Source organism: Planococcus chinensis, assembly GCF_020071995.1.
GTDB lineage: Bacteria > Bacillota > Bacilli > Bacillales_A > Planococcaceae > Planococcus > Planococcus chinensis_A.
In genome coordinates, this window is the sequence record NZ_JABWTK010000008.1 from 124,055 (window position 1) to 146,207 (window position 22,153).

General features: G+C 46.2%; 26 protein-coding genes and 1 other annotated feature. Of the genes, 2 read left to right on the forward strand and 24 right to left on the reverse strand.

The window, feature by feature from the left end:
• Window positions 1-4: 4 nt before the first annotated feature.
• From HU147_RS14050 to HU147_RS14155, 22 genes are all read right to left on the reverse strand, one after another.
• The gene (locus tag HU147_RS14050) at window positions 5-988 is read right to left on the reverse strand and encodes an alpha-ketoacid dehydrogenase subunit beta (protein WP_224076840.1); all 984 of its coding nucleotides are present in this window, start codon (window positions 986-988) and stop codon (window positions 5-7) included.
• A gap of 24 nt (window positions 989-1,012) precedes the next feature.
• Entirely contained in the window at window positions 1,013-1,996 is a 984-nt protein-coding gene (locus HU147_RS14055) for a thiamine pyrophosphate-dependent dehydrogenase E1 component subunit alpha (protein WP_224076841.1), read from the reverse strand.
• Between the two features lie 142 nt (window positions 1,997-2,138).
• The gene (locus HU147_RS14060; protein ID WP_074509450.1) at window positions 2,139-2,483 is read right to left on the reverse strand and encodes a bh protein; all 345 of its coding nucleotides are present in this window, start codon (window positions 2,481-2,483) and stop codon (window positions 2,139-2,141) included.
• An 89-nt stretch (window positions 2,484-2,572) separates the two neighbouring features.
• On the reverse strand, window positions 2,573-3,898 hold the full coding sequence (locus HU147_RS14065; protein WP_224076842.1) for an NAD(P)H-dependent oxidoreductase: 1,326 nt from the start codon (window positions 3,896-3,898) through the stop codon (window positions 2,573-2,575).
• An 18-nt stretch (window positions 3,899-3,916) separates the two neighbouring features.
• A complete protein-coding gene (locus tag HU147_RS14070; RefSeq protein WP_224076843.1) occupies window positions 3,917-4,294 on the reverse strand; it encodes a PTS glucitol/sorbitol transporter subunit IIA in 378 nt (125 codons plus the stop codon).
• 450 nt (window positions 4,295-4,744) lie between these two features.
• Window positions 4,745-5,794: a PTS glucitol/sorbitol transporter subunit IIB gene (gene srlE, locus HU147_RS14075; protein ID WP_224076844.1), complete on the reverse strand. Its 1,050-nt coding sequence runs from the start codon at window positions 5,792-5,794 to the stop codon at window positions 4,745-4,747.
• 39 nt (window positions 5,795-5,833) lie between these two features.
• Entirely contained in the window at window positions 5,834-6,361 is a 528-nt protein-coding gene (srlA, locus tag HU147_RS14080; RefSeq protein ID WP_224076897.1) for a PTS glucitol/sorbitol transporter subunit IIC, read from the reverse strand.
• Between the two features lie 33 nt (window positions 6,362-6,394).
• Window positions 6,395-6,781: a transcriptional regulator GutM gene (locus HU147_RS14085; RefSeq protein WP_224076845.1), complete on the reverse strand. Its 387-nt coding sequence runs from the start codon at window positions 6,779-6,781 to the stop codon at window positions 6,395-6,397.
• 266 nt (window positions 6,782-7,047) lie between these two features.
• Window positions 7,048-7,407: a hypothetical protein gene (locus tag HU147_RS14090; RefSeq protein ID WP_224076846.1), complete on the reverse strand. Its 360-nt coding sequence runs from the start codon at window positions 7,405-7,407 to the stop codon at window positions 7,048-7,050.
• A 172-nt stretch (window positions 7,408-7,579) separates the two neighbouring features.
• Window positions 7,580-8,038: a GNAT family N-acetyltransferase gene (locus HU147_RS14095; RefSeq protein ID WP_224076847.1), complete on the reverse strand. Its 459-nt coding sequence runs from the start codon at window positions 8,036-8,038 to the stop codon at window positions 7,580-7,582.
• 41 nt (window positions 8,039-8,079) lie between these two features.
• Entirely contained in the window at window positions 8,080-8,274 is a 195-nt protein-coding gene (locus HU147_RS14100) for a hypothetical protein (RefSeq protein WP_224076848.1), read from the reverse strand.
• A 54-nt stretch (window positions 8,275-8,328) separates the two neighbouring features.
• A complete protein-coding gene (locus HU147_RS14105; RefSeq protein WP_224076849.1) occupies window positions 8,329-8,838 on the reverse strand; it encodes a glycine/sarcosine/betaine reductase selenoprotein B family protein in 510 nt (169 codons plus the stop codon).
• Window positions 8,839-9,054: 216 nt separating this feature from the next.
• The gene (locus tag HU147_RS14110; protein WP_224076850.1) at window positions 9,055-9,525 is read right to left on the reverse strand and encodes a FixH family protein; all 471 of its coding nucleotides are present in this window, start codon (window positions 9,523-9,525) and stop codon (window positions 9,055-9,057) included.
• Window positions 9,526-9,542: 17 nt separating this feature from the next.
• Window positions 9,543-10,892 (reverse strand): PepSY-associated TM helix domain-containing protein, encoded by a 1,350-nt coding sequence (locus HU147_RS14115; RefSeq protein WP_224076851.1) that lies wholly within the window; start codon window positions 10,890-10,892, stop codon window positions 9,543-9,545.
• 151 nt (window positions 10,893-11,043) lie between these two features.
• Window positions 11,044-11,280 (reverse strand): hypothetical protein, encoded by a 237-nt coding sequence (locus HU147_RS14120; RefSeq protein ID WP_224076852.1) that lies wholly within the window; start codon window positions 11,278-11,280, stop codon window positions 11,044-11,046.
• Window positions 11,281-11,317: 37 nt separating this feature from the next.
• The gene (locus HU147_RS14125; protein ID WP_224076853.1) at window positions 11,318-12,130 is read right to left on the reverse strand and encodes a nucleotidyltransferase domain-containing protein; all 813 of its coding nucleotides are present in this window, start codon (window positions 12,128-12,130) and stop codon (window positions 11,318-11,320) included.
• A 114-nt stretch (window positions 12,131-12,244) separates the two neighbouring features.
• Window positions 12,245-14,836, reverse strand: coding sequence for a polynucleotide kinase-phosphatase (locus HU147_RS14130; protein WP_224076854.1), 2,592 nt, complete (start codon window positions 14,834-14,836; stop codon window positions 12,245-12,247).
• Window positions 14,833-16,185 carry a 3' terminal RNA ribose 2'-O-methyltransferase Hen1 gene (locus HU147_RS14135; RefSeq protein WP_224076855.1) on the reverse strand — a complete coding sequence of 451 codons (1,353 nt, stop codon included), beginning with the start codon at window positions 16,183-16,185 and terminating at the stop codon, window positions 14,833-14,835. Before HU147_RS14135 ends, HU147_RS14130 begins: the two co-directional genes overlap by 4 nt.
• A 192-nt stretch (window positions 16,186-16,377) precedes the next feature.
• On the reverse strand, window positions 16,378-16,659 hold the full coding sequence (locus HU147_RS14140) for a CPCC family cysteine-rich protein (protein WP_224076856.1): 282 nt from the start codon (window positions 16,657-16,659) through the stop codon (window positions 16,378-16,380).
• A gap of 18 nt (window positions 16,660-16,677) precedes the next feature.
• On the reverse strand, window positions 16,678-17,511 hold the full coding sequence (locus HU147_RS14145) for a nucleotidyltransferase domain-containing protein (RefSeq protein ID WP_224076857.1): 834 nt from the start codon (window positions 17,509-17,511) through the stop codon (window positions 16,678-16,680).
• A 37-nt stretch (window positions 17,512-17,548) separates the two neighbouring features.
• Window positions 17,549-18,979, reverse strand: a complete 1,431-nt coding sequence (gene proS, locus HU147_RS14150) for a proline--tRNA ligase (RefSeq protein ID WP_224076858.1) — start codon at window positions 18,977-18,979, stop codon at window positions 17,549-17,551.
• Between the two features lie 39 nt (window positions 18,980-19,018).
• The gene (locus HU147_RS14155; RefSeq protein WP_224076859.1) at window positions 19,019-19,582 is read right to left on the reverse strand and encodes a GNAT family N-acetyltransferase; all 564 of its coding nucleotides are present in this window, start codon (window positions 19,580-19,582) and stop codon (window positions 19,019-19,021) included.
• Window positions 19,583-19,659: 77 nt separating this feature from the next.
• Window positions 19,660-19,857: a binding site (T-box leader), on the reverse strand.
• A 107-nt stretch (window positions 19,858-19,964) separates the two neighbouring features.
• Between HU147_RS14155 and HU147_RS14160 the strand changes: the two genes are divergently transcribed.
• Together HU147_RS14160 and HU147_RS14165 are read left to right on the forward strand one after the other, a co-directional pair.
• On the forward strand, window positions 19,965-20,609 hold the full coding sequence (locus HU147_RS14160; RefSeq protein ID WP_224076860.1) for an HAD family hydrolase: 645 nt from the start codon (window positions 19,965-19,967) through the stop codon (window positions 20,607-20,609).
• Entirely contained in the window at window positions 20,606-21,223 is a 618-nt protein-coding gene (locus HU147_RS14165) for an NUDIX hydrolase (protein ID WP_224076861.1), read from the forward strand. The genes HU147_RS14160 and HU147_RS14165 overlap by 4 nt, the downstream gene beginning before the upstream one ends.
• A gap of 52 nt (window positions 21,224-21,275) precedes the next feature.
• On the opposite strand, the gene HU147_RS14170 is transcribed toward HU147_RS14165, so the two are convergent.
• Window positions 21,276-21,833 carry a GNAT family N-acetyltransferase gene (locus HU147_RS14170; RefSeq protein ID WP_224076898.1) on the reverse strand — a complete coding sequence of 186 codons (558 nt, stop codon included), beginning with the start codon at window positions 21,831-21,833 and terminating at the stop codon, window positions 21,276-21,278.
• A 78-nt stretch (window positions 21,834-21,911) separates the two neighbouring features.
• The gene (locus HU147_RS14175) at window positions 21,912-22,151 is read right to left on the reverse strand and encodes a DUF3886 domain-containing protein (protein ID WP_224076862.1); all 240 of its coding nucleotides are present in this window, start codon (window positions 22,149-22,151) and stop codon (window positions 21,912-21,914) included.
• Window positions 22,152-22,153 lie beyond the last annotated feature (2 nt).

The following is a 22,153-nucleotide window of genomic DNA, read 5'->3' on the forward strand; positions in this document are numbered from 1 at the left end:
CTCCCTACTGGCGGTTTAGCGTTTCTTTTACAGCTGCCACAATGTCATTGACCGTCGGAATGGCCGCTTTCTCCAGTTCCGGATTGTACGGAATCGGAACCGCTTTGCCGCCCAGCCGCTTAATCGGTGCATCCAGATAATCAAAGGCTTCGCTTTCTGCAATCGTGCTGGCGATTTCTCCGCCGAACCCGCCGCGCTTGACCGCTTCATGCACAACAATCAGCCGGCTCGTTTTTTTCACGGACTCGATGATTGTTTCCGTATCCAACGGGACAAGGGTGCGCGGATCGATCACTTCCACTTGGATGCCTTCTTTTTCAAGTTCTGCTGCAGCTTCAAGTGATTTATGGACCATAATCGCGGTAGCAACAATTGTGACATCGGACCCTTCTCTTTTCACATCCGCTTTCCCCAGCGGAATGGAATACTGTTCCTCTGGTACGTCTGACTTCGTCTTATAGCAAAGTTTGTGTTCATAAAAAATAACTGGGTTGTCGTCATCGATCGCTGCTTTCAGGAGCCCTTTGGCGTCATAAGCCGTTGAAGGCTGAACCACTTTCAAACCCGGCACATGGGCCATCCATGCCTCCAAGCTTTGAGAATGCTGCGCTGCTGCCCCTGTTCCGGAACCTGCCGGCGTGCGCAGCACCATTGGCACTTTTCCTTTGCCGCCGTACATGTAGCGGATTTTCGCAGCCTGGTTGACCATATTGTCCATGGCAATTGTGATAAAATCGGAAAATTGGAGTTCCAGAATCGGCCGCATGCCGGTCAATGCTGCGCCGACTGCCGTACCGGAAATAGCCGCTTCAGAAATGGGCGTATTGCGGATCCGTTCCGATCCGAATTCTTCAATCATGCCGCGCGTCACCCCAAAAGCTCCACCATAGACACCGATATCTTCACCCAGAATAAAGACATCTTCGTTTTGGCGCATTTCCTGGCTCATCGCTTCTCTGACCGCTTCTAAATACGTTAATTCTCTCATCGCTTTACTCCCCTTTGCTCCGTCTTAGGCATAAATATCTTCCATCAAATCATCGAGTGTCGGCATCGGGCTGTCCTTTGCAAATTCCACCGATTCCTCAATTTCTTTTTTTGCTTCGGTTTTGATGCTGTCTGCTTCTTCTTCCGTCAGCAAGCCTTCCTGAACCAATACATCCCGCATGCGGGCAATCGGATCTTTCGCGCGCCATTCCTGCTCTTCTTCACGGGTCCGATACTTTTTCGCATCACTCTTCGAATGTCCTTTCCAACGGTACGTTTTCGCCTCGACAATGGAAGGCCCTTCGCCGTTCCGTGCCCGTTCCACTGCTTCTCCGACACCGTTCATGACATCAAACACATCATTGCCATCGACGACTTTCCCTGGAATGCCATACGCTTCTGCCCGCTGTGCAATGTCTTCCACGTTCATCATTTCTTTCACCGGCCCAGACATACCGTATTGATTGTTTTCACAAATAAAGACGACCGGAAGTTTCCAAATCGAGGCCAAATTGACCGCTTCGTGGAAACTGCCCTCATTGGAAGCACCATCTCCGAAAAAGCAAAGCACAACATAGCCTTCATTTCGCATTTTAGAAGTTAAGGCTGCCCCTGTTGCAATCGAAAACCCGCCGCCGACAATTCCGTTCGCCCCCAAATTTCCTTGTTCGACATCCGCAATGTGCATCGAACCGCCTTTGCCTTTGCAGTAACCGGTCGTGCGGCCGAACAATTCAGCCATCATCTTATTCACTTCTGCTCCCTTGGCGATGCAATGTCCATGGCCCCTGTGCGTACTGGTAATTTTGTCTCTGCCTTCAAGCACCGCAATGGAACCCACGGCTGAAGCTTCCTGGCCTACCGCTAAATGCGTTGTGCCATGGATCATGCCTTTTGCAAAAAACTCATCCACTTTTTCTTCAAAATAGCGGATCAGCCACATCTGTTTCAATAAACCCTTCAAATCTGTTTCTTGGACTCGGGGTGGTAAATTAACTAATTGTGCCATTCGAAATCCTCCTCTATTTTTACATTTGTTCACATACGTAACATATGTAAATATCATAAGACTTTTCAGTCTATTCGTCAAGAAAGAAAAGAGCCAGGCTCCTCTGCTAAGTGGAGAAGCCTGGCCCTTGAACAGGAGAGTATTATTTTATGCTTTTCTTTGATTTGTAAGTCTTGATCACTTTTCTGGATGAATTGACGTCTTTTAAAATCCGGTACGGTTTTTTGATCGCCCGTACTGGAAGAGAAAACAGCAAATGGCTCAGATCTTCCCGGTACTCTTTGGTCATCCGGGTAGGTTTTGTCGCAATGCGTTCGTAAATTTCCCGGTAGAACTCTTTTTTCAAATCCACTTTCAGTTCTTTTGTCCGGTTGCATTGAAGGCACCTGATGCTTTTAATGTCACTGTTGATGTACGTGATTTCGTGGTCGACTTCCTCTTTGCAGTGAACACAATACAATCCCGCTTCCATTTTTTTCACTTTCATTTAGAACACCTTCTCGTTTAGTGGTTTAACGTTTCTACCCGATGAATAGAATGTTCTTGTTCTTCGCTCGTTGAAGCATTCGTAGAAAGTTAAGCTTTTACTGGATTTTCTTTTTCTGCTTTTGCGGCAAATGTATCATCCTGCATGCGGCGCAGACGCCAGATGGTCGATTCTTTCGTTTGAATCACATCATCATAGGAAATGATTTCGCCTTTTTTAATGGAGCGCTTCAACTGTACGTTGCGGTCTACAAGCCCCATCGGCAGTGCATTCTGTTCCTTGGCTTCTGCGGCAGACAGAATGCTTCCATATACCGTAAAGCCGCCGATGCTGTCGAGAAACTGTCCTTCGTCAAGATCCGTCTTAGCAACTGTCACTGTTTCAGCCTGCAGGCCTTTCCACGGTGCAATGGTCGCTTCGTTGTAGATGAACGCTCTTGCAATGGAGATCGGCGTTTCCAGACTCGTTAAATGATAAGGGCGGTACAGCACGTAATTCGGACCTTCTCCCATGCTCAAATACTGCATCTCGTGGTTGACTTCATCTTTCTCCGAAGCCACAATGGCAAATACGCCAGGCGCGATGCCGTTGATGTACTCCACAATTTTCTTTTTGCCGACTTGTCCGCCGTCTTCTTTCAACTTAAAGATTTCCGGCAGCCCTTTGACATCGCTGACGAAGCCGTTCATGCCCGGCTTGTCCGGCAGGAATCCGGTGGCATTCGCAACAGCCGTCATTTCAACCATCGTTTTGGTGCCGTCCTGGAAAGATGCCAGCATTTTTGCACTTGCGCCTTTTCTGGCCGCTTCTTCTGCAGCGGTATCCGGATTGGCATCCAAGTTCAATGGGTTGTTTTTTCCTTTGCCAAGTGCGACCACTTCAAAGCCGAGCGCATCCGCAAAATCATATAATTCCATAATGGCTCCCGGTTCGTCTCCAGCTGTGCCGGTATAGACGACCCCGCTGGCATCAGCCATTTTCTTCAGCAACGGTCCGATCGTTACATCCGCTTCTACATTCAGCATGACGATGTGTTTTTTGTTCAAAATGGCATCCCATGCAATTTTTGCCCCGATATCCGGCACACCGGTTGCATCAACAACCACGTCCACTTCCGTCAAAGAAGTTACGAGCTGCGCATCCGTCGTAGCAACCACTTTGCCATTTCGGACAGCTTCTGCTGCTTCCTCTGGATTATCGGTCTTTATGATGTCTGCATCCGCTACACCGGATTTTGTATAAGCGTGGACGACATTTTCAATTTGAATGTCTGCGGTGATGACCACCCGCATGCCGACCATATTTTCGATCTGGGATACCATCCCTCTTCCCATTTGCCCAGCGCCGACCAACCCTACTTTGATTAAGATTCCCTTGTTCTCAAGTTCTTGTAGTTTTCTATTAATACCAAGCATTATAACGTCTCCTCTTTGTCAGGCTTTTAAAATGCGTATTTCAGCTCCCAGTGCCAATTCAGGCAAGGGTTTGTTTTCTACACACATCGTTCCAGGCAAGTCCGCTGCCACATCTCCGGTAAAGGAAATGGTGCAATGGCCGATATCTTGCAAAGTCTCATTCACTTTGCTGCCAACAAAAAGAATTTCGTAGCGCTCCCCGTTGATTTCCAGTACATCACCAGCTTCTACGGGTTCGTGGAGATCCGCTCTTTCATGGATCACGGCAAACGAACGAAGTTCTTCCGGCACCGTATTGTTAAAAATGACCATCATATTTTCCTCTGCGAAAATTTCCACTTCTTCACCAATTTCTGTAATTTTAGCTTCGTATTTCTTTATCATAAGATCCTCCACCTAACTGCCTCCTTTTAAATGCTCAAAAAGTATAACTTTCAGTGCTTAATTTCATTTGCTGGGTTGAGCGCTTCCGCTTTTCTTAGTGTCTAGCTGCGGGCCCAGCCCCTCGAGGTCGCTTCAGACTGGCCTTTGATGGCCAAGATCGCCATCACCTGCCAGTCTTCCAGCGCTTGTCGGGGCTATACGGGCGCTTACGCTTTTCTTATTGTCCAGCTCAACGGCCAGGCTCTCGGGCCATAAGCCAGCCCAGCTGTGTGGTAAAAAGCACCACTTCGCTGGTCCGGCTTATGCCGATCGAGCCTTAACGGCCGTTTACGCTTTTCTTATTGTCCAGCTGCGGCGCCCAGTCCCTCGGGGTCTTAAGGCAGCCCACCTGTACGGCAAAAACACGCCGTTTCGGTGTTCTGCCTTAAGCCTGTCGGGACTGACCAGGCGCCTCCGCTTTTCTTAGTACAATCCAAAGCTGAATAGATATGCGATGACTACTGCAAGCGGACCTGTGATCATACGGGAAATCAAGACCGCAGGAACCCCGACTTCGATTGTTTCCGGTTCCGCTTCCCCGAGAGTCAAGCCGACCGGTACAAAGTCAGCTCCAACTTGCGGGTTGATGGCGAATAATGCCGGTAAAGCCAGAGCTGGCGGAATATTGCCGCGTCCGATTTCTACCCCGACCAATACCCCGACCACCTGGGCGATAACTGCACCCGGACCAAGCAGCGGCGACAGAATCGGCAATGCACAAATTACGGAGAGAATAAGCAATCCGAAAATATTGCCCGCAAGCGGCGATACGAAATTCGCAATAAGATCGCCGATTCCGGTATAGGTGATGATCCCGATCAACATCGAAACAAACGCCATGAACGGCAAGATGTTTTTCAGCACTTGGTCAACCGTTTCCCGGCCGGCCTGGTAAAGAACACCGACCACTTTACCGGCGCCGCGGCCGACCCGCTCGATAATGTTCATTTTCTTCGGCTGCTGATACGTCTCAGCGGCTTTTCGCTTCGCTTCTTCTTTGATTTCCTGAGGGGTTTTTTGGGCCGCCGGGGCTTCCACTTCATCGACCGCTCTTTGCACTTCGTCCTGGTCTTCGTAAGGGGCCGCCACTGCCCGAATATCGGAAATTGTTACGCCAGATACGAAATTTTCTTCATTGATAAACTTCATTAACGGACCGGATGGAGAGGTCGGATTGACGTTGATCGTCAAAATCCCCATTTTCGGATAAACGCCGCAGCGGGCGGTGCCTCCGCAGTCGATAATGACACATGCCATTGTTTCTTTGGCATAAGATCCCTTAAAGCCGTCCACCGCTTCAGCGCCTGTCAGCCGGGCAATTTCTTCCGCTACCGGATGAATTCCGCCGCCTGTGACCGACACAATATACCGCTGTTCTTCGTTTGGACGGATGGTAAGGGGGCCGCCCCAGCCTCCGCGGCCTTTTGTGACGGAAACCGCCTTAAAATTCAATGGTGTTTGAGTACCTGCCATTTTGCTTGCCTCCTTTTCAATTGAGCGCATCTATAAGATTTAAACTTCCATTCCTTTTGCTTTCATCATGCGGACCGTAATAATTTCTGTCACGATGCCGCGGATCAAAATGATAATGATCCCGACAAGGAAGTAACGGATTGCCAAAGGCCCGAGCGACAAGCCCAATGTTGTAATCCCTGCGGAAATTCCAAGGTAGACGAACAACTCAGCCGGGTTCGCATGCGGGAACAAACCCGTTATTGGGTGCACAAACGAAACTGCTGAATCGTAGAAAGCCGGTTTTTGTTTTTCCGGAAGAAACTTTCCAAAAGTATAAGCCATTGGGTTGGTCAGGAAAAACACAGCCAACACCGGAAATAGCGAATAGCGTAAAATAATGTTTTTGGTGCTTCTTCGTGCCAGCCGGTTGATGCGTTCTTCACCGATAATTCGGATCAATGCATTGATTGCGGTGATCAATACGATCAGCAAAGGAATAATTCCTGTAACGAGTCCTGTAAACGTGTCGGCACCCGCTTGGAACATTCCAATAAAACCTTCAGCGAGCCTAACCAAAAAATCCATAATTGAATTAAAAACTCCCATTTTCTTTCCTCCTTAAACTGCCAGATTGGTTTTCTTCTCCATTTGGCCTTCAATTTTCTTAAATGCCATATTAAATGCTTGTCCAGCGGGTTCCTGATCCAAACTTCTCTTCACTTCTTCCATGTGCAAACCATCGTATTCAGTAAAGTGTTCAAATCGGCTGAATACTGTCACCCCTCTCATCAATTGGCATTCAACAATTACCCCGTCTTCATCCGTTACTGCAATTGCAATCACACCGATTCCGAGTTTTTGTTTTTGGATGCCTACTCCCAAGTATCCGGAAGACCTGTTGCTCATTCTTTTAATCGTTGTTTGGTAATTTTTCAATTGCACTTTCGTCAATATAATTTGGAGCAGCCAGATGCCTGCAAATATTACGATAAACCAGCCCCACAAGATGAACCCCTCCGTTCCCCTTTACATATGTTCTAGCATGTAACAATTGTTATTAGCTACATTATAAAAGCGCTTACAACAGAAATCAATAGACTTTGAAAGAATATTTTAATTATTTATACAATAATATTTTTCCATCAGTAAAATTGCTTTAAAAAAAGCTGCCTTTGCTTAAGGCAGCTTAAAAAAATTCACTTTTCATAGTATAGAGTTTATCGTTGAGTGCTTGCGGACTGCTACACTATCTTTCCAAGGCATCTCGGCCATTAGCGAAATGTTCGGGTAAGCAGGTGCTCCAAAGCGGCTTCCAAATCTTTTTCCAAATCATATTTCGCCGTGTTATACAAAAAAGCTGAACTGCTAAAAAATCCTTTTCGGTAATGCCAAAGTGTAATCGTCGCTTCATAAAAATCGTTATCTTCTCCTGGATCATTATAATTGACGGCGAGCTGAGACCGGTATTCTTTTTCCAAGCAGCAGTCAGCAGTCAAAGTGCTGATTTCATCGCCGTCAAGATCACGGGAAACCCAAATGGAAAAATTCCTCTTTTTTTGTGCTTCAAACTGGTCTGCGTAGTGTATTTGAAACTGCTCTGCCAATCTTTCAGCTAAACTTTCCAATTCCATAACTTTATTTTTTATTTCTTCATTTATCCCTTTTGAAGCAATGGTAAGGTACTTTTCCACATTGCCCGATTTGTTTATGCCATTAAACTGTCTTATGATGCCATCACCCACATCTCTTTCTTCCCCTCATCATCCATAAACTGATTCTTGTCGTATGAGTGCCAGACGCCTACTATTTTCCCAGCAAAGATTTCTCCAGGATAATCTTAGTTTCCCCGTCCTGATCGGCATAAGTGCCGATCACATCAAATCCATTTTTGATGTTCAGCAAAAGCATACTTCGCCATTTATTTTTGGTCTTTGTCTGAATCGCTCTGAAGCCGCTATTTTTTGCATATTGGTGCTGCTCTTCCATTAAGCGAGAAGCGATGCCGTTTGTTCTGAAAGCTTTATCGACTCCGCCAAGCCAGCTGTAAAATTGCCCATGGTTCAAAGCATAGCCAATTTTATAGCCGACAATCCTTTTGCCCTGTCTTGCGACGTCTATTCTTAAGCCCTTTTTTTCTTCTATCCTGCCGGCTAAATCTTCCGAACAGCCGAAGATGGACTCATGCAAGTCAATGATTCCATTCACGGTTCCGTCTTCAATGGCTGAATCTACATCCGTATAGCTGTCAAAACTAATTTCCAATCGGGGACCTCCTTTTACTGCACCATCTTGCGGTGAACGTTTCAGTTTTCATATTCCAGATAGGATCCCGCCGGTTTTTCTGCAATTTCAAGCAATTGGTTGACCACTTTTTTCCGTGTGCCAAAATCAAACGGTTCCCCGCATGGCCGGCCCAGTTTGAACGGCACATGCAAAGTGCGCGGCACACCCGTTTTTTCAGTGACTTCTGGAAGAATGGTAATCATGGATGTCGCCACACCTGAAGCTTCTAAAGCCCGGGCATACAGCCCAAGCACGTTATGGCACGTACCTCAGCCAGGCACCAAAAGAGCGACGTCGATTTTCTTATTTTTAAACAGCTCCACTACTTTTGGAATCGATTCCGCTTCTACGTGTTCGGTATCCATAATGCCGCCGAACAGTCCGACGTGTACGTCCGAGACTTCGCCAATTACACCCGCCTGTTCAAGCTCTTTCAGCTGCTGGATCGGGAAAACAATCGTCGTGTCTTTTTTAGCGGATTTTACATCATAGTACATATGCGTCACTGTCAAATCCTCTTCGCTGACATCTCCCGGTACAATCCGGATCGTATGGTCCCCAGGATGGAGGTCCATGTTAAACGGAATATCTGTTTTCAGATGGACCCCGGCAGTAGACAATAAAGCAACTTTGCATTGGGACATAGGCTTTTCCAGAATGGCTTCCGGAAGTCCCGTTTGTTTGTCGACATGCTTTAAAGTAAATTTATTGTATGCGTTTGGAAAGTTCTCCGAAAATGCCACTGACAGTTTTGATTTTATTTTTGTCCGGTTTTTCATTATTTTGAGCTGCCTCCATTCATTTTTTATCTGCCGGTTAACGAGATCTTTGTACTCCACTGCAAAATAATTTATTTCAGCTAGTTGTTTTATTGATTCGACTGTTTCCAAAAGAATCCCTTTAATTCATAGAAGTAAAGAAAGAAAAAATCCATTTAAAAAGCAGCCTGAGAATTTTCAGGCTGCTGAGTTCTGGTATTATTCTTCGCTTATCCTTTAATGATGATGTCCGGAAGCCTCTCCCTTATTTTTCGGACCTTGCTTTAAGAGTTCCAACTCTGCTTCCGTCAGTTCACCGACGATGATTTGTTTGCGCGGGCTGATGAGTGAGCCCTCATTTCCCGCATGAATCCGAATGTAGTAGAGTCCGTCTTCTTTAAACCGCGTGGAAAAGCTATAGATTCCATGCCCTTCGTTTCTTGCTTCTTCCATCGGTACAGCAACTGTGCCGTCTTGTTTTTGGATTTCCACATGCATAAAGTCTGCATCCATTACAGCTTGTCCGTTCTGGGTAAGAACTGCCTGGATTTCGGTTTCTTGATTTGCAGAAATCTTCGGCTCATTTTTCATCTCCACTTGGAGGGGCGTTTCCTGTTTGTAAAGGGTTGCTGCGTCTTCCCGCAAGCCGCAGGCGCTGGTGCCAAGGAATAGAAAAGCGGAAAGCCCAAGTGTTAGGTTCCTCTTCAATTTCTTCGTTTTTCCGCTCATGCATTCAGCCATTTTTTCACCCGCTTTGTCCGTTGAATAATTGCTTGGTCTAGCAGCCAAACAGCTAAGATCGAAAGACCGACTAATGGAAAAAGAATACCCATTGCAACGATCACCAATAGAAATTTCTTGGATTCAATTACAGATGGAGCTTTGGGCGCTCCTAAAGCTTTCTCAGGCTTTCGCTTCCACCATAGATAAAGCCCGCTAAACACGACCAGCAAAAGTCCGATGCAGATTGCCAGGCTGAGCAGCTGATTGAACAAGCCGAACTGCGTGCCTTTGTGCAGCGTAATGCCCCAGGCGACGATTTTGCCGATGACTCCGTAATTGCCGTAGCGGTAGTCGGCAAGAATTGCCCCGGTGTATTGGTCGATATGCATTGTTGCTTCGTCCTGTGCTTTCGGCGAAAAGATCGACAACGTATAGACGCCGTCTTTTTCTTGCGGCAGGAATACGGTATAGCCGGGATAAATGCCTTCATACTCTGCCGTTTCGATAATTTGGTCCAGCGGCTGGGGGACCAACCCTTCCACATTCGATAAGGGCACATTCAGGTTCTCGGCTGCCCATGGCACTTCAGCTATTTCTTTTGTAGCTGCCGACGATTTCGGTGCATCGCCGATCCACACAGAAGGCGGATAGCCTTCTCCGGAATTGGTGATCAACGTTTGAAATCCGTTGCCCCAAAACCCGGACCATGGAAGGCCGGTCATAATCAAAAATACCAGTCCTCCGGTAATCCAGAATGCCGGAACGGCATGCAAATCTCTTCTCAAAATTTTAGTGCCTTTTGTGAATCGCGGAAAGACAACACCGGACAAGCTCCTGTTGTTTTTGGGAAACCACAAGTACAATCCGGTGACAATCAGTACAAGCGCCCAACACGCCGCCAGTTCCACGATCCGGTCGCCGATTGTGCCCGCCATCAATTCACCGTGCAGTTCTTCAATCCGATCCATGATGCGGTCTTGATCCGCCAGCTCCCCAACGACTTCACCCGAATAAGGATCAAAAAACACAGTGAAGGATTCGTTTCCATCCAATAACTTGATCTCGGTAGAGCGCTGTTCATCTTCACCAGGGCGGTACTTCGTGGCAACGGCATTGGGATAAAGTTCCGTCACCTTGTCCAGTTGTTCGGCCGCTGTCAGTTTTGTTTCTTGAGGAACCACTTCGTAATAATCGTCATACAGAACTTGTTCGATTTCTGCCTTGAATAAATAAGTGGAGCCGGTCACTGCCAGCAGGATCAAGATGGGTGCAAAGATGATTCCTGCGTAAAAATGCCATCTCCAGATAATGCGCTGCAGCGAAGGGTCCCGCCGTTTTGGTTTTTGTTCCATAAAAGTCCTCTTTCTTTTTTAACTCCTCACATCGTACTATTTTGAAGGGCTGATGGCTGTGGAGAAAATGTGAAACCGGCCGTTCAAATCAAAAAAACATGCTGGAATGTCCAGCATGTCTAAAATTTATCATGGAATTCTGTAGTTTGTTTTAATAGGAAGGCTGATAAATCCGATCTGTATCCGTATCGATAACAACCTCAGCTTCTATTTCGCTATCAAAAGGAATCCGATCAAAATGATGCATCCGGCAGAAGAACTCCGGAAAGTTATTCATATCGGCGCTATGTTTTTTTGTCTGGAAGTACTTTTTTCTCAATTGTTCTTTGGTGAACTTTTTCCCTGTTATCAGTGCCGAATGGAAATAACCATCTATTTCAACAATCATACGGAATCACTGCTGTTTTCTAAACAGCTGATTAGCTTTAATTTGGAATCTGTAATTCTTCTACCTTCCCCCACACTTCCTCCAGTGTGTCTCTGAACAAGCGGTTCAGTTTAGCCGTTGAATCTTCCGGTTTTTCGGTCAGCGTGCGGACATAAGCCTCCAGCCGGACAATTTCAATTTCAAGAAAGTCATGGATGGCACTGATTTTCTCTTCCAGATCCATCTCAACGCCTGCTTTTTTCCGTTCAAGCAGCAAAAGGACTTCCTTTTTCAGTTCTCCTTCCGGCACCATCGCTTCCAGCAGCTCATCAAAATCGATCGGCGGGATGGATTGGTTTTCCTCAATCCACTTGCAGGCAAGCACCGGTCGCAGCGCGTAAAAATACTTCTTGATTTTCACCGTCGGCCCTTGCAGGTGGCTTTGGTAATTGGACTTCGCCATATTTAAATAATGATGGAGGCTGGCGTTCGGATAAAAGATGTCCGATTCCAGGCTTTTCATATCCCCAATGAACGAATACTTCTCGTAATAGACAATTTCGCTTTTCAGCCATTCCAGTAAAGGCGGGTTGCTTTTCCGGAACAGGCGGAGCGCTTTCGTGATTTCCCAGCCGCTGATGTCCAAAAGATCATTTATCGGCATTTCGATTACGTCGCGCTTTTCGCCGATTCCTTGCGGGTCAATCGAGAGGTACCAAACGGGCTGGTGCACGTAAATGAACCGCACATCGTAGTCACTGTCTTTGGAAGGGAATCCCCACGCCCGGCTTCCGGATTCTACTGCGTATAAAATCTTTACTTGGAACTGTTTTTCGATTTCTTGTAATTTTTCTAGAATTAATTGATTCACTTTAGCTGCTCCTTATTCCGGATCTAAGATTTTTCTCTCGCTGGTTAGATATTTTATGAATACTCGTTGCGTAATCAGTAACCAGAAGACAGGAATCCGTCTTCTGGTTGAAAATCAAAGCCGCGGATCTACCGGATCGGATTCCATTGCCAAAGTTCCAAGCACGCATTCGTGTACGCGTTCGATTGACTCACCGCCAATAAAGCGGTTCAGCCCCTCAATACCAAGAGCGAACTCTTTCAAGGCCATTTTCTGTTTTTTGCCGGTGTTTCTATTCTTTAATCGGGCCAGGTTTTTCTCTTCGAGATAATCCATGCCGTAAATGATGCTCAAGTATTTCTGTCCGCGCACTTTAATCGCCGGCTGCAGCAGCTTCCCTTTGTTTTTTGGAATGTAAAATTCGGGCTTAATGATGACACCTTCATGCCCGTCTTCTGTCATTACCTGCCACCACTGCACCACTTCCTGTTCGCTCGCTTCATCGGAAATGATTTTAAACTCCGTTTCCACAAACAAATCGGATTGTCCCGCAAGCATCCGGTTCATTTCCACATGCCACGTATGCGGCTGGTCAAAGAAGGTCTGGTTGCTGTGAGCGAGTACATGGAAAGGCGCAATTTGGATGGATTCGGTCGATTCCACGTTCCAGCAGTATTTCTGAAAGACTTCGTTGAAAGTCTGCGCATTTGCCAATTTTCCTTCATACTCTTTCAGCCAGCCGGTTAATTCTTCGTTATCTTTCGCAGCCGCTTCCAGTTTGCTTTTCAGCATGGTTCTGTCCACCAGTGCATTTTCCGACACATGGGCATACTGGCTGCTGATCAGTTCTTTCGCTTTTAAATTCCACGGCATGATTTCCGCATCCAATAATACAAAATCCGTTTCATGCTGCTCGAAATAATTGATTCGCACCAATTCTTCATTCAGCTGGCGGACCATCTTCGATTCAGTTTCCCCGTCAAAAAAGCGTTTGCCGGTCCGTGTATAAATCGTTCCTAAAGAAGCGATGCCGGTATGCTTCCTCGAAGCGTCCATGTCTTTGAACAAGAACAAAATTGCGCGACTTCCCATATGCTTCTTCTCGGCCACCATACGCTGTACGCCATGGCTCCGGTAATAATCGATCGCTTCTTTCGGGTGTTCCAAATATCCGGCGAGCGATGAGGGTTTTGGCGTCGGGCTCATCGTCGGCGGAATGTAAACCAATTGCTCAATTGGCACAGTGAAATGGGACACGGCATCGATCGCCGGTTTGACAATATCCGGCTGCACTTTCACTTCCCCGAGTTCTTCGGTCATAACGGAATAGCCATGGATGAATTTGCCGATATTCGGCGGATTCAGCCGGTTTTTTTCCCATTCTGCCAAAGGGTTGTCAACAGTTCCTGTATAAATGTCTTTCGCTTTCACGGACACAAAATCCCGTTCCGGATAACGGTATGCCGTCAGTTCCCCGCCGAAGACGACACCTTGGTCAATATTGATGGTGTTATTGATCAATAAGGGCTTCGGTTTAGGATCATGGCCCCAAACAATCAAGAGGTTCCGGCTGTGTGAAACGGTCCAATCTTTTCGGACCGGTTTGCCATTTTCATTAAAGCCGCCGGTATCGCCGTAACGGCAAAAATCACTGATGGCCTGAGATTGTTTGCCGATTAATGCATCTTTGATGCCGGCATGCGCAGCAGCAAGAACCGGCACGCCGTTTTTATGAATGACGTAATGAGATGGCGCATTCAAGAGAAACTCTTTTAACTGCTGTTTGAGTTCCGCTGTTTTCTCGCTTCCTGCTTCTTTTTCATACTGGATGAACTCTTCTTCCACTTTTTCGTCCCCGTGGCTGAGGACCACTTGCCGGCCATCCAGCCATCTGGCGATTTTCCATCCGTGGTTGCTGTCGACCATATAAGCGAGACCTTCTTTGACATGCTTATAGAAAAACTGCATCGTCTCGAGCGATTGAGGCCCCCGGCTCATGACATCGCCAACCGATAAAAACCGCCTGCCGAACGGATGCACATACAAGCCTTCCGGATTTTCCTGATAGCCGAGCTTTTCCAGTAATTCGATAAACTCTGCAAAACAGCCGTGGATATCTCCGATGACATCAATGCCTTCCTGCAGCTCGATGTCCAAAGGATTGACGTGCCTGAAAAATTCCAGCCCTTCTGTTTCCTTTATCGTATACACCGAGGCAAATCCTTCTTTTTTGATAAAGCGTTTTTCATTTCTGAATACTTGCGACTGCTGTTTGATCCGCTTTTTCCCTCGCGGCTGGTCACGCAGCTCATCCCGGTCCAACAGCACCCGCTCCGGAATATCAAAGACAAGTGCGGTGATCGGCACATGATTTTTTTGAGCCAGCGAAATAAACCGTTTCCGGTCATCCCCCCAAAGATGCGTGGCATCGACCAAAACCAGTTTGTTCAACCGGCACCGGGCTTCGATCAACGCATCCATCATTTCAAATGCTTCCGTTGAGATTTCCTGGTATTCATCCATCAGCGCCGCAGCTTCATCTTGCGGACGGTTGCGCCAATCGATAAAGTTTTTGTCACTGACCAGCATGCGGAAGTCATCGGAGCTGATGATTTCAGATGGCAGGATTTCTTTTTGGTCCACAAGCTTTCTTAGTAATGTTGTCTTTCCGCTATTGGACGGGCCGACCAATAACACGATACCGGCATGCGGCAAGCCGATTCTCATAGCTGGTTCACCTTCCTTTTAAAAATACACATTTGTGTCGGCTGTCCTTGAAGTTCCTGTTCTTCCCCAATCCCTGAAAACTCCAGTTCATAGTGGCCTTGATGATTTCGTTCGCTGCACCAGTCCTGAAATTCCTTCCGTGTCCATTCAAAACGGTGGTCATCGTGGCGGAAATGGTCGTCCATATCATAAAGTTCATTGTACTCGCGGTTCGGCGTAGTAATGATCAAAGACTCGGGTTCGTAAGCGTGCAAAATCGTGTCCAGCGCTTTTGGCAGGCGCTCTGCATCAATGTGCTCAATGACTTCACATAAAATGATCATGTCTTTTCCTTTTAGCCGTTCATCGTAATAAAACAGCGAGCCCCATAAAGTTTCCGGTTCTACAAAACCAGCTTGTTCTTTAGCTTTTTCGAAACGGCGGATGGCTTTCAGCGTTTCAGTCTGAGATGGTTCCACGGCGAGCAGTTCCTGGATGCCGTCCATAAACCCTAGTTGAACGGCCAGTTTCCCTTCGCCTGAACCGAAATCCACCACGCTTTTCGGCTTTAAGCGGCTGGCTGTTTCGATGATTTTTTCATAGCGCATATCATTCAACCGTGCTTTTTTTACCGGTTCTTCTATCAGTTCATTGGCAGCCGGTTTTTCCACCAGGCTATATATCTCTTTAAACCGGAGAGCCTGGCGGTAAATCAATTCCCGGAGCGGATGCTCCTCGAGCCACCCCTCTCCGTATCGTTCAAGCTTGTCAATTTCTTTTTCATCGATGAAATAATGTTTGTAATTGTCAATGACCGGAATCAGGACAAATAAATGGCGAAGGGCATTTTGCAGCGTTTGATGTCCTGTCAATGTAAGGGTCCGAGCGGAACTTTTTTCTTTTAAATCAAAAGAATAATGAATCTCCGGGCGTGAAATTGCGACTTCATATCCCATCGGTTGAAACAGCCCTTCCAATTGCTTATCAGAGAGAGAAGAAGACACCGGGCCGAACTCAAGCGCCAGCGGGAATCGATGGCCGACCCATTCGCTGTATTCTTCTTTCGGCTGCCCATTCAATGCTGTACCAAGAGCTGAACGGATAAACGAACAGAAAATGCTGGAAACGGCAAATTCCCGGTCATTAATATAATGCGTGATGTCATAAGAGTTGGATTTGTTTTGAAGCATTTCGAGCAGATCCGGAGTGACAAAGATGGTTGCTTCAAGTTCCTCGTCGTTGAACTTGCTGTAAAACATCCGGACCAAGTGGCCTTTTTGATTTCTTTCATATATATTATTCGGGTTCTTTGCCAATAAATAAGAAACCATTTTGGCATTCTCTCCTGTAGCACGAATCGTCAATTGCATAGCGAACGCTCCTTCTATAAACCAATAGTCCTTTTTAATATTCCAAATATATCATAAGAACAGGGAATAAATTGATATTTTTCAAATCCATTCAATAAATTAATCGATTTCTTTACAGAGCGTTCCTCTAAAAAAGAGCAGGAAACAGTCTTATCCTGTCCCCCACTCCTTATCATTTACTTTACCATGCTGTTAATGAGGCCGCTGTTGTTCACAGCGGATGAAATTCTCATCTTTCACATCTTCTTTTGTCGGCGCTCTGACAAATTTAACGCTTTCTTTATCACAAGCACCGAATGCCAAAAAATTCTCTTGTGCCTCTTTTAACGACATCTCATTGGCTCCTCCTTTATCGGAAGGATTGTCATACTGATACCCATCGTCTTCCCAAAAGCAAATAGTACAAATCTCAAAAGTACCGGGCGGCTGTTGGGTTAAAATTTTATATCCGCAGCAAGGACATGTAAATTTCAAAAGTATCTTCCTTCCTGCTTAGTTATTTCTCGGCCTTGTCCAAAGCGCTTTTTCCATCACTCCAGGACGAATGGCATCTGGATAATTGCTTCGTGCCAATCGGAAGATTTCACTGACCATTTCTTCCAATACCTTGACGCTTTCCTGCGGATCTCCCAGCAAAACCGATGCAAAGCGTTCAGAACTGTTTTCCGGCAAAATGTTCATTTTCCCGAGTGCATGGTTCTGCCATTTAAAAGCTGGATGGTGGACATATTCCCCGTTCAGCGCAAACAGGATTCCCATCAGTTTGATTTCAACTGCCACAAAGGTTTGGTATAGCATGAGCCAGTCACGCCGGGCTACGAGTGCTTCGCGGTTCTGCCAGCGGCTGCCGAGCTCTGCATTTTCCTGAATCATTGCTTCAGCAAGGCCTTTCGGGTATTGCTCAATTTGTTGCTTTAGTTTTAAAATCGACTTTATCCCTTCAAGCGGCACACCGTCTTGCATAGTTGCGATCAGCACTTGCTTATCAAGGTCGGTGTCAAACTTAAGCGTGACATCTGCAATGTACCGTTGAACCGTACTCGACAGGAAGCTGCTGATTTCCAGCTTGATATTTTCAACGGTATAGGTTTCTGCCCATTCTTCGTCTTCATAGCGATGAAAGTCAAGCAGCTTGCCGGCGAGCCTGGCAATCGGCTCTTTCCTGTCCTTATCTGCCGGAGCTTCTTTCCAAAAAATAAACAGTTCGATGTCCGAAAATTCATCATGCAGTTCTCGCGCAACGGATCCGCCGAGCAAAACAGCATCGACTTTCGGATCCTCTATATAAATCGTGGCCGCTCGCTTCGCCAAATCCTTTAGCTCCATTTAGGTTTCTCCTTTGCTCGTTTAGCTCTTTCATAAATTAATAGGCTTTCGCCCAGATGACGAGCTGTTCCGCTCCTTCGCCGCAGCAGACGCAGGTTTCTGAGATGCGTTTCTGTTCGAACGGAATGCAGCGGGATGTCGCTTGTGTTTCTTCTTTTATGCGGTCCTCGCATGCTTGTTTCCCACACCACATTGCTTCAATAAACCCGCCTTCTTTCGCCAGTGTTCCCTTAAACTGGTCCATCGATTCCACAGCATGGGTTTTATTGATCCGGTGCTTCAGGGCTTTGTCATACAGATTTTTTTGGATATTTTCCAGCAGCTGTTCGAGTTCCGTCTCCAGATTCTGTTGCTCAACCGTCAATTTCTCGCCTGTGTCTCTTCTGACTAACACCACTTTGTTTTCTTCAATGTCCCGTGGGCCAATTTCCAGGCGAACCGGGATGCCTTTCATTTCCGATTCGTTGAACTTCCAGCCTGGCTTTTTATCACTGGCGTCGATGCCAACCCGGAATTTCGATTTCAACGCCTGCTGCAGTTCATACGCTGCATCCAGGACGCCTTCTTTATGCTGGGCAATCGGCACAACCAGCACTTGAGTCGGCGCGACAGCTGGAGGCAAAACCAGCCCTTTGTCATCGCCGTGCACCATGATCATGGCGCCGATAATGCGGGTAGTGAATCCCCACGAGGTCTGGTGGACCGTCTGCAGTTTGTCTTCCCGGTCCAAAAATTCAATGCCGAAGGCTTTCGCGAAACCGGTGCCTAAATTATGCGAAGTTCCGGATTGCAGCGCTTTGCCGTCGTGCATCAAACTTTCAATCGTGTACGTGTATTTCGCGCCGGCGAATTTTTCTTTTTCCGTTTTCTGTCCTTTGACGACTGGAATAGCCAGCACCCGTTCGCAAATATCCGCATAGACTTCCAGCATTTTTACGGTTTCTTCGTGGGCATCCCCTTCGGTTTCATGGCATGTATGGCCTTCCTGCCATAAAAATTCAAGCGTCCGCAAAAACGGCCGGGTGGTTTTTTCCCAACGGACGACGTTCGCCCACTGGTTGTAAAGCTTCGGCAAGTCGCGGTATGAATGGATGATGTTTTTGTAATGCTCGGCAAACAGCACTTCTGAAGTCGGACGGATGCATAAGCGTTCCGCCAATTCTTCATCTCCGCCGTGCGTTACCCATGCCACTTCAGGCGCAAAGCCTTCAATATGGTCTTTTTCTTTTTGCAGCAGGCTTTCCGGTATCAAAAGCGGCATATACACATTTTCATGTCCGGTTGCTTTGATTTCCGCATCCAAAGCATTTTTGATATTTTCCCAGATGGCATAGCCGTATGGACGAATGATCATTGAACCGCGCACGCTTGAATAATCGACCAGTTCCGCTTTCAATACCACGTCTGTATACCACTGCGCAAAATCTTCATCCATATTCGTAATTTGTTCCACTAGGTTCTTTGCCATATCCATTCTCCTTTTCGATTTATTAACTGAAAAGCTTTTTTAGTAAGTAGAAAAGCTCTTCGCTTTTTCCATATATCTGAAAAAATCTTCTTTATAAAATACGTTTAATATACAGGCCTGTTTTTCTTTTGATTCCAGGGCTTTGTGTTCTTTAGGAAATTCTGCTTCCACACTTAATCGGATAAAAGGAAGCTTTTCCTGTGCTTTTTGTGACCGGAGATTCACTTTTCTTGCACCGGCAAAAACATAATCCAACTCGAGCTGTTCAAACGCAATTTCCAAGATGGCTATTTTAGATGCCAAATTGTACCCCAGTCCCCAATACTCGTATCCAATCCATGTGCCCACATGGCAGATTTTTTTCTCCGGATCGATAAACATCAGTTCCGTCAATCCAACTAAATCGTTTTGTTCATTAACTATTACTTTGGAGACCGTTATACCTTCAAACTCTTCTTTTAGTACTCTTTTAATAAATAATTTCGTATCTTCTACTGTTCCATCCGGCAAACCCAGTGCATTCTTCACTGCTGGAAAGGAAGATAACTTAAAGATTTGTTCGCTATATTTTAAATCATGATTCACTAAACGGATTTTTTGCACCTTGTTCTCCTCCTCAGCCAGACTATAATGCATATGAACAGACGGAAATTTGTAAAACAAAAAAAGCCCTGCTCAAAATAAGGGACCCAGAAGGCGGTACCACCCTAATTTAAAGCAAAGCTTTACTCTCGAACATGATAACGGTATGGACCGCTGCATTTTTCAATGCAGAATATGAAAGGCAGGTTCGATAGCTTTCTTTGGGTTCCTCTCACCAACCGGGACCCTCTCTGAAAAAGAAACGTCTATTTACTAATCCTTAAAATGTCTGATTTCGTTATTTATATTTTTATCAGCTTAATTGAAATAGAATATTTAGTCAATAAGATTTAGTATGGGATTAAGAGATATTTTTGTTTCAAGAAAGGAAAGGGGAAAAACGATGAAAGCGATACTTTTTGATTTTGACGGCACGTTAGCCAATACGCTGCCCGTATGCGATGTGGCTTTCCAGCATGTCTTCAAGGAATTTGACGGACGTGAACTTTCTTCGGCTGAAGTCCGCGCGATGTTTGGCCCATCCGAAACGGGCATTATCCGCAAAAACCTCAATCATCCTGATAAAGATGAAGCGATTGAACAATATTACGCCAAGTACTTGGAGCGCCATGACGAACTGGTGGAGCCCAATCAAGAAATTCACGATTTGCTGCTCCAATTGAAAGAAAGCGGGATGAAATTGGGAATTGTCACCGGCAAAGCGAGACGGAGCCTCGACATCTCCCTCGAAGCGCTGGGCTGGGAAGGATTGTTTGACGCCATCATTACGGGAGACGATGTGGCACGGCCGAAACCGGATCCAGAAGGCGTGCTGAAAACTTTGGCTCAATTAAGGATTACAAAAAATGAAGCAGTTTTCATTGGCGACAGCGATGCGGATATACTGGCGGGCATTGAAGCAGGCGTCCTGACAATCGGCGTCCAGTGGCTGCCGGACTTTCAGACTTTGGAGTTTGCCGCTGTGCCTGATTTTCATTTCAAAACGGTCAATGATTTCAAGGGTGCGTTAGAAAGGGGATTTGCATGAGTACAAAATGGCTCGATTGGGCACAAAGAATTCAATCGCTGTCCCAGGCTGGACTGGCTTATTCCAAAAACGTCTATGACTTGGAGCGCTTTGAAGAATTGCGGGACATCAGTGTAGAAATTTTAAAAGAGCATACGGAAATGGAAATGGAAAAAATCAAAGATTTGTTCGCAACCGACACCGGCTACCAGACGCCGAAACTGGATATCCGCGGAGCCGTTTTCAAAGACGGAAAAATTCTGATGGTGCATGAAAAAATCGATGACTGCTGGTCATTGCCTGGCGGATTTTGCGACATTGGCCTTTCCCCTGCAGAAAATATCGTAAAGGAAATCAAGGAAGAATCGGGGTTTGACGTAGCGCCGGTGAAACTTTTAGCCGTTCTGGATATGAAAAAACATCCGCATCCGCCCCATGCTTTCCATTATTATAAAATCTTTATCCAGTGCGAAATTGTCGGCGGAAATGCCGCAAACGGTGTGGAAACCCAAGGTGTGGAGTTTTTTGAAGAAGCCAAGCTGCCGCCATTGTCCATTAACCGGAACACCGAATCGCAAATTCAATTGCTGTTCAATTTCTTTAGAGACCCGCATAAAGAAGCGATATTTGATTAATCACCTCTGCCGGTAAAAGGAAAAGCATCCGCTTCTCCTTCTGCCGGTATTTTCACTTACCGCTTTCGTGCAATAAATTTCCCATTATGAGTGTATGATGGAATTTTCCGTCTGAAAGGAATTTGTCGTTTTTTAATATCCCTTCCGTTTCAAATCCCATCTTTTCATATAGCGCCACTGCTTTTTGATTTTCTTCCAGGACATACAAAACGATTTTTTTAATGCCGTTTGATTTGGCCCATCCGATCGATTCGTTCAATAAGTTTCTTCCGATGCTGTGCCCCCAATATTCCTTCAACACCCCAACGCCAAACTCCACTTTATGCATAGAGCGCTTTAGATGGCTGCCCTCACATCTAGAAAAACCCAGAATCCGGCCTTGGCTTTCAGCGACTAAAAACAAATTCCTTGGATGATTCGCATCTTCTTCGATCAACCGTTCAAATCCTGCTATGTCGATAAACCCTTCCCCTTTTTCCCGGTCCATGTTCTCTGTTTCTCCATCGATTTGCAGCCGAACTTCTGACAGTTGCGCCGCATCCCCCACTTGGGCGGGCCGGATTGTATACCCCATATCCTTTACGTGGAATTTCTGTTCGTTAAATACCATCATCCCCTTCCTCTTCTCAATAAAAAATAACCATCCTCCATTCCTTTTTAGGAATGGCCAAGATGGTTATTCGACTGCTTAATATTTATTGCCCTTATCCCCGTGCCGTTCCAATAATTCCTCAAACGACAGGTTCTTTTCGCGCTGCTGGCGCTCGAACACTCGTTGAGCTTCCCGTTCTTCTTCGCGCTGCTGCTCTTCTTTCAGCAATTCTTTTTTGGTGGCTTGCAGCTTTGCCAGAATGTCTTCCGGCAAATGGCTGCTTGCTTCTTCTTTTTTCTTTGGTGCATTTTGCTTTGCTGCTTTTTTCTTAGCCATGC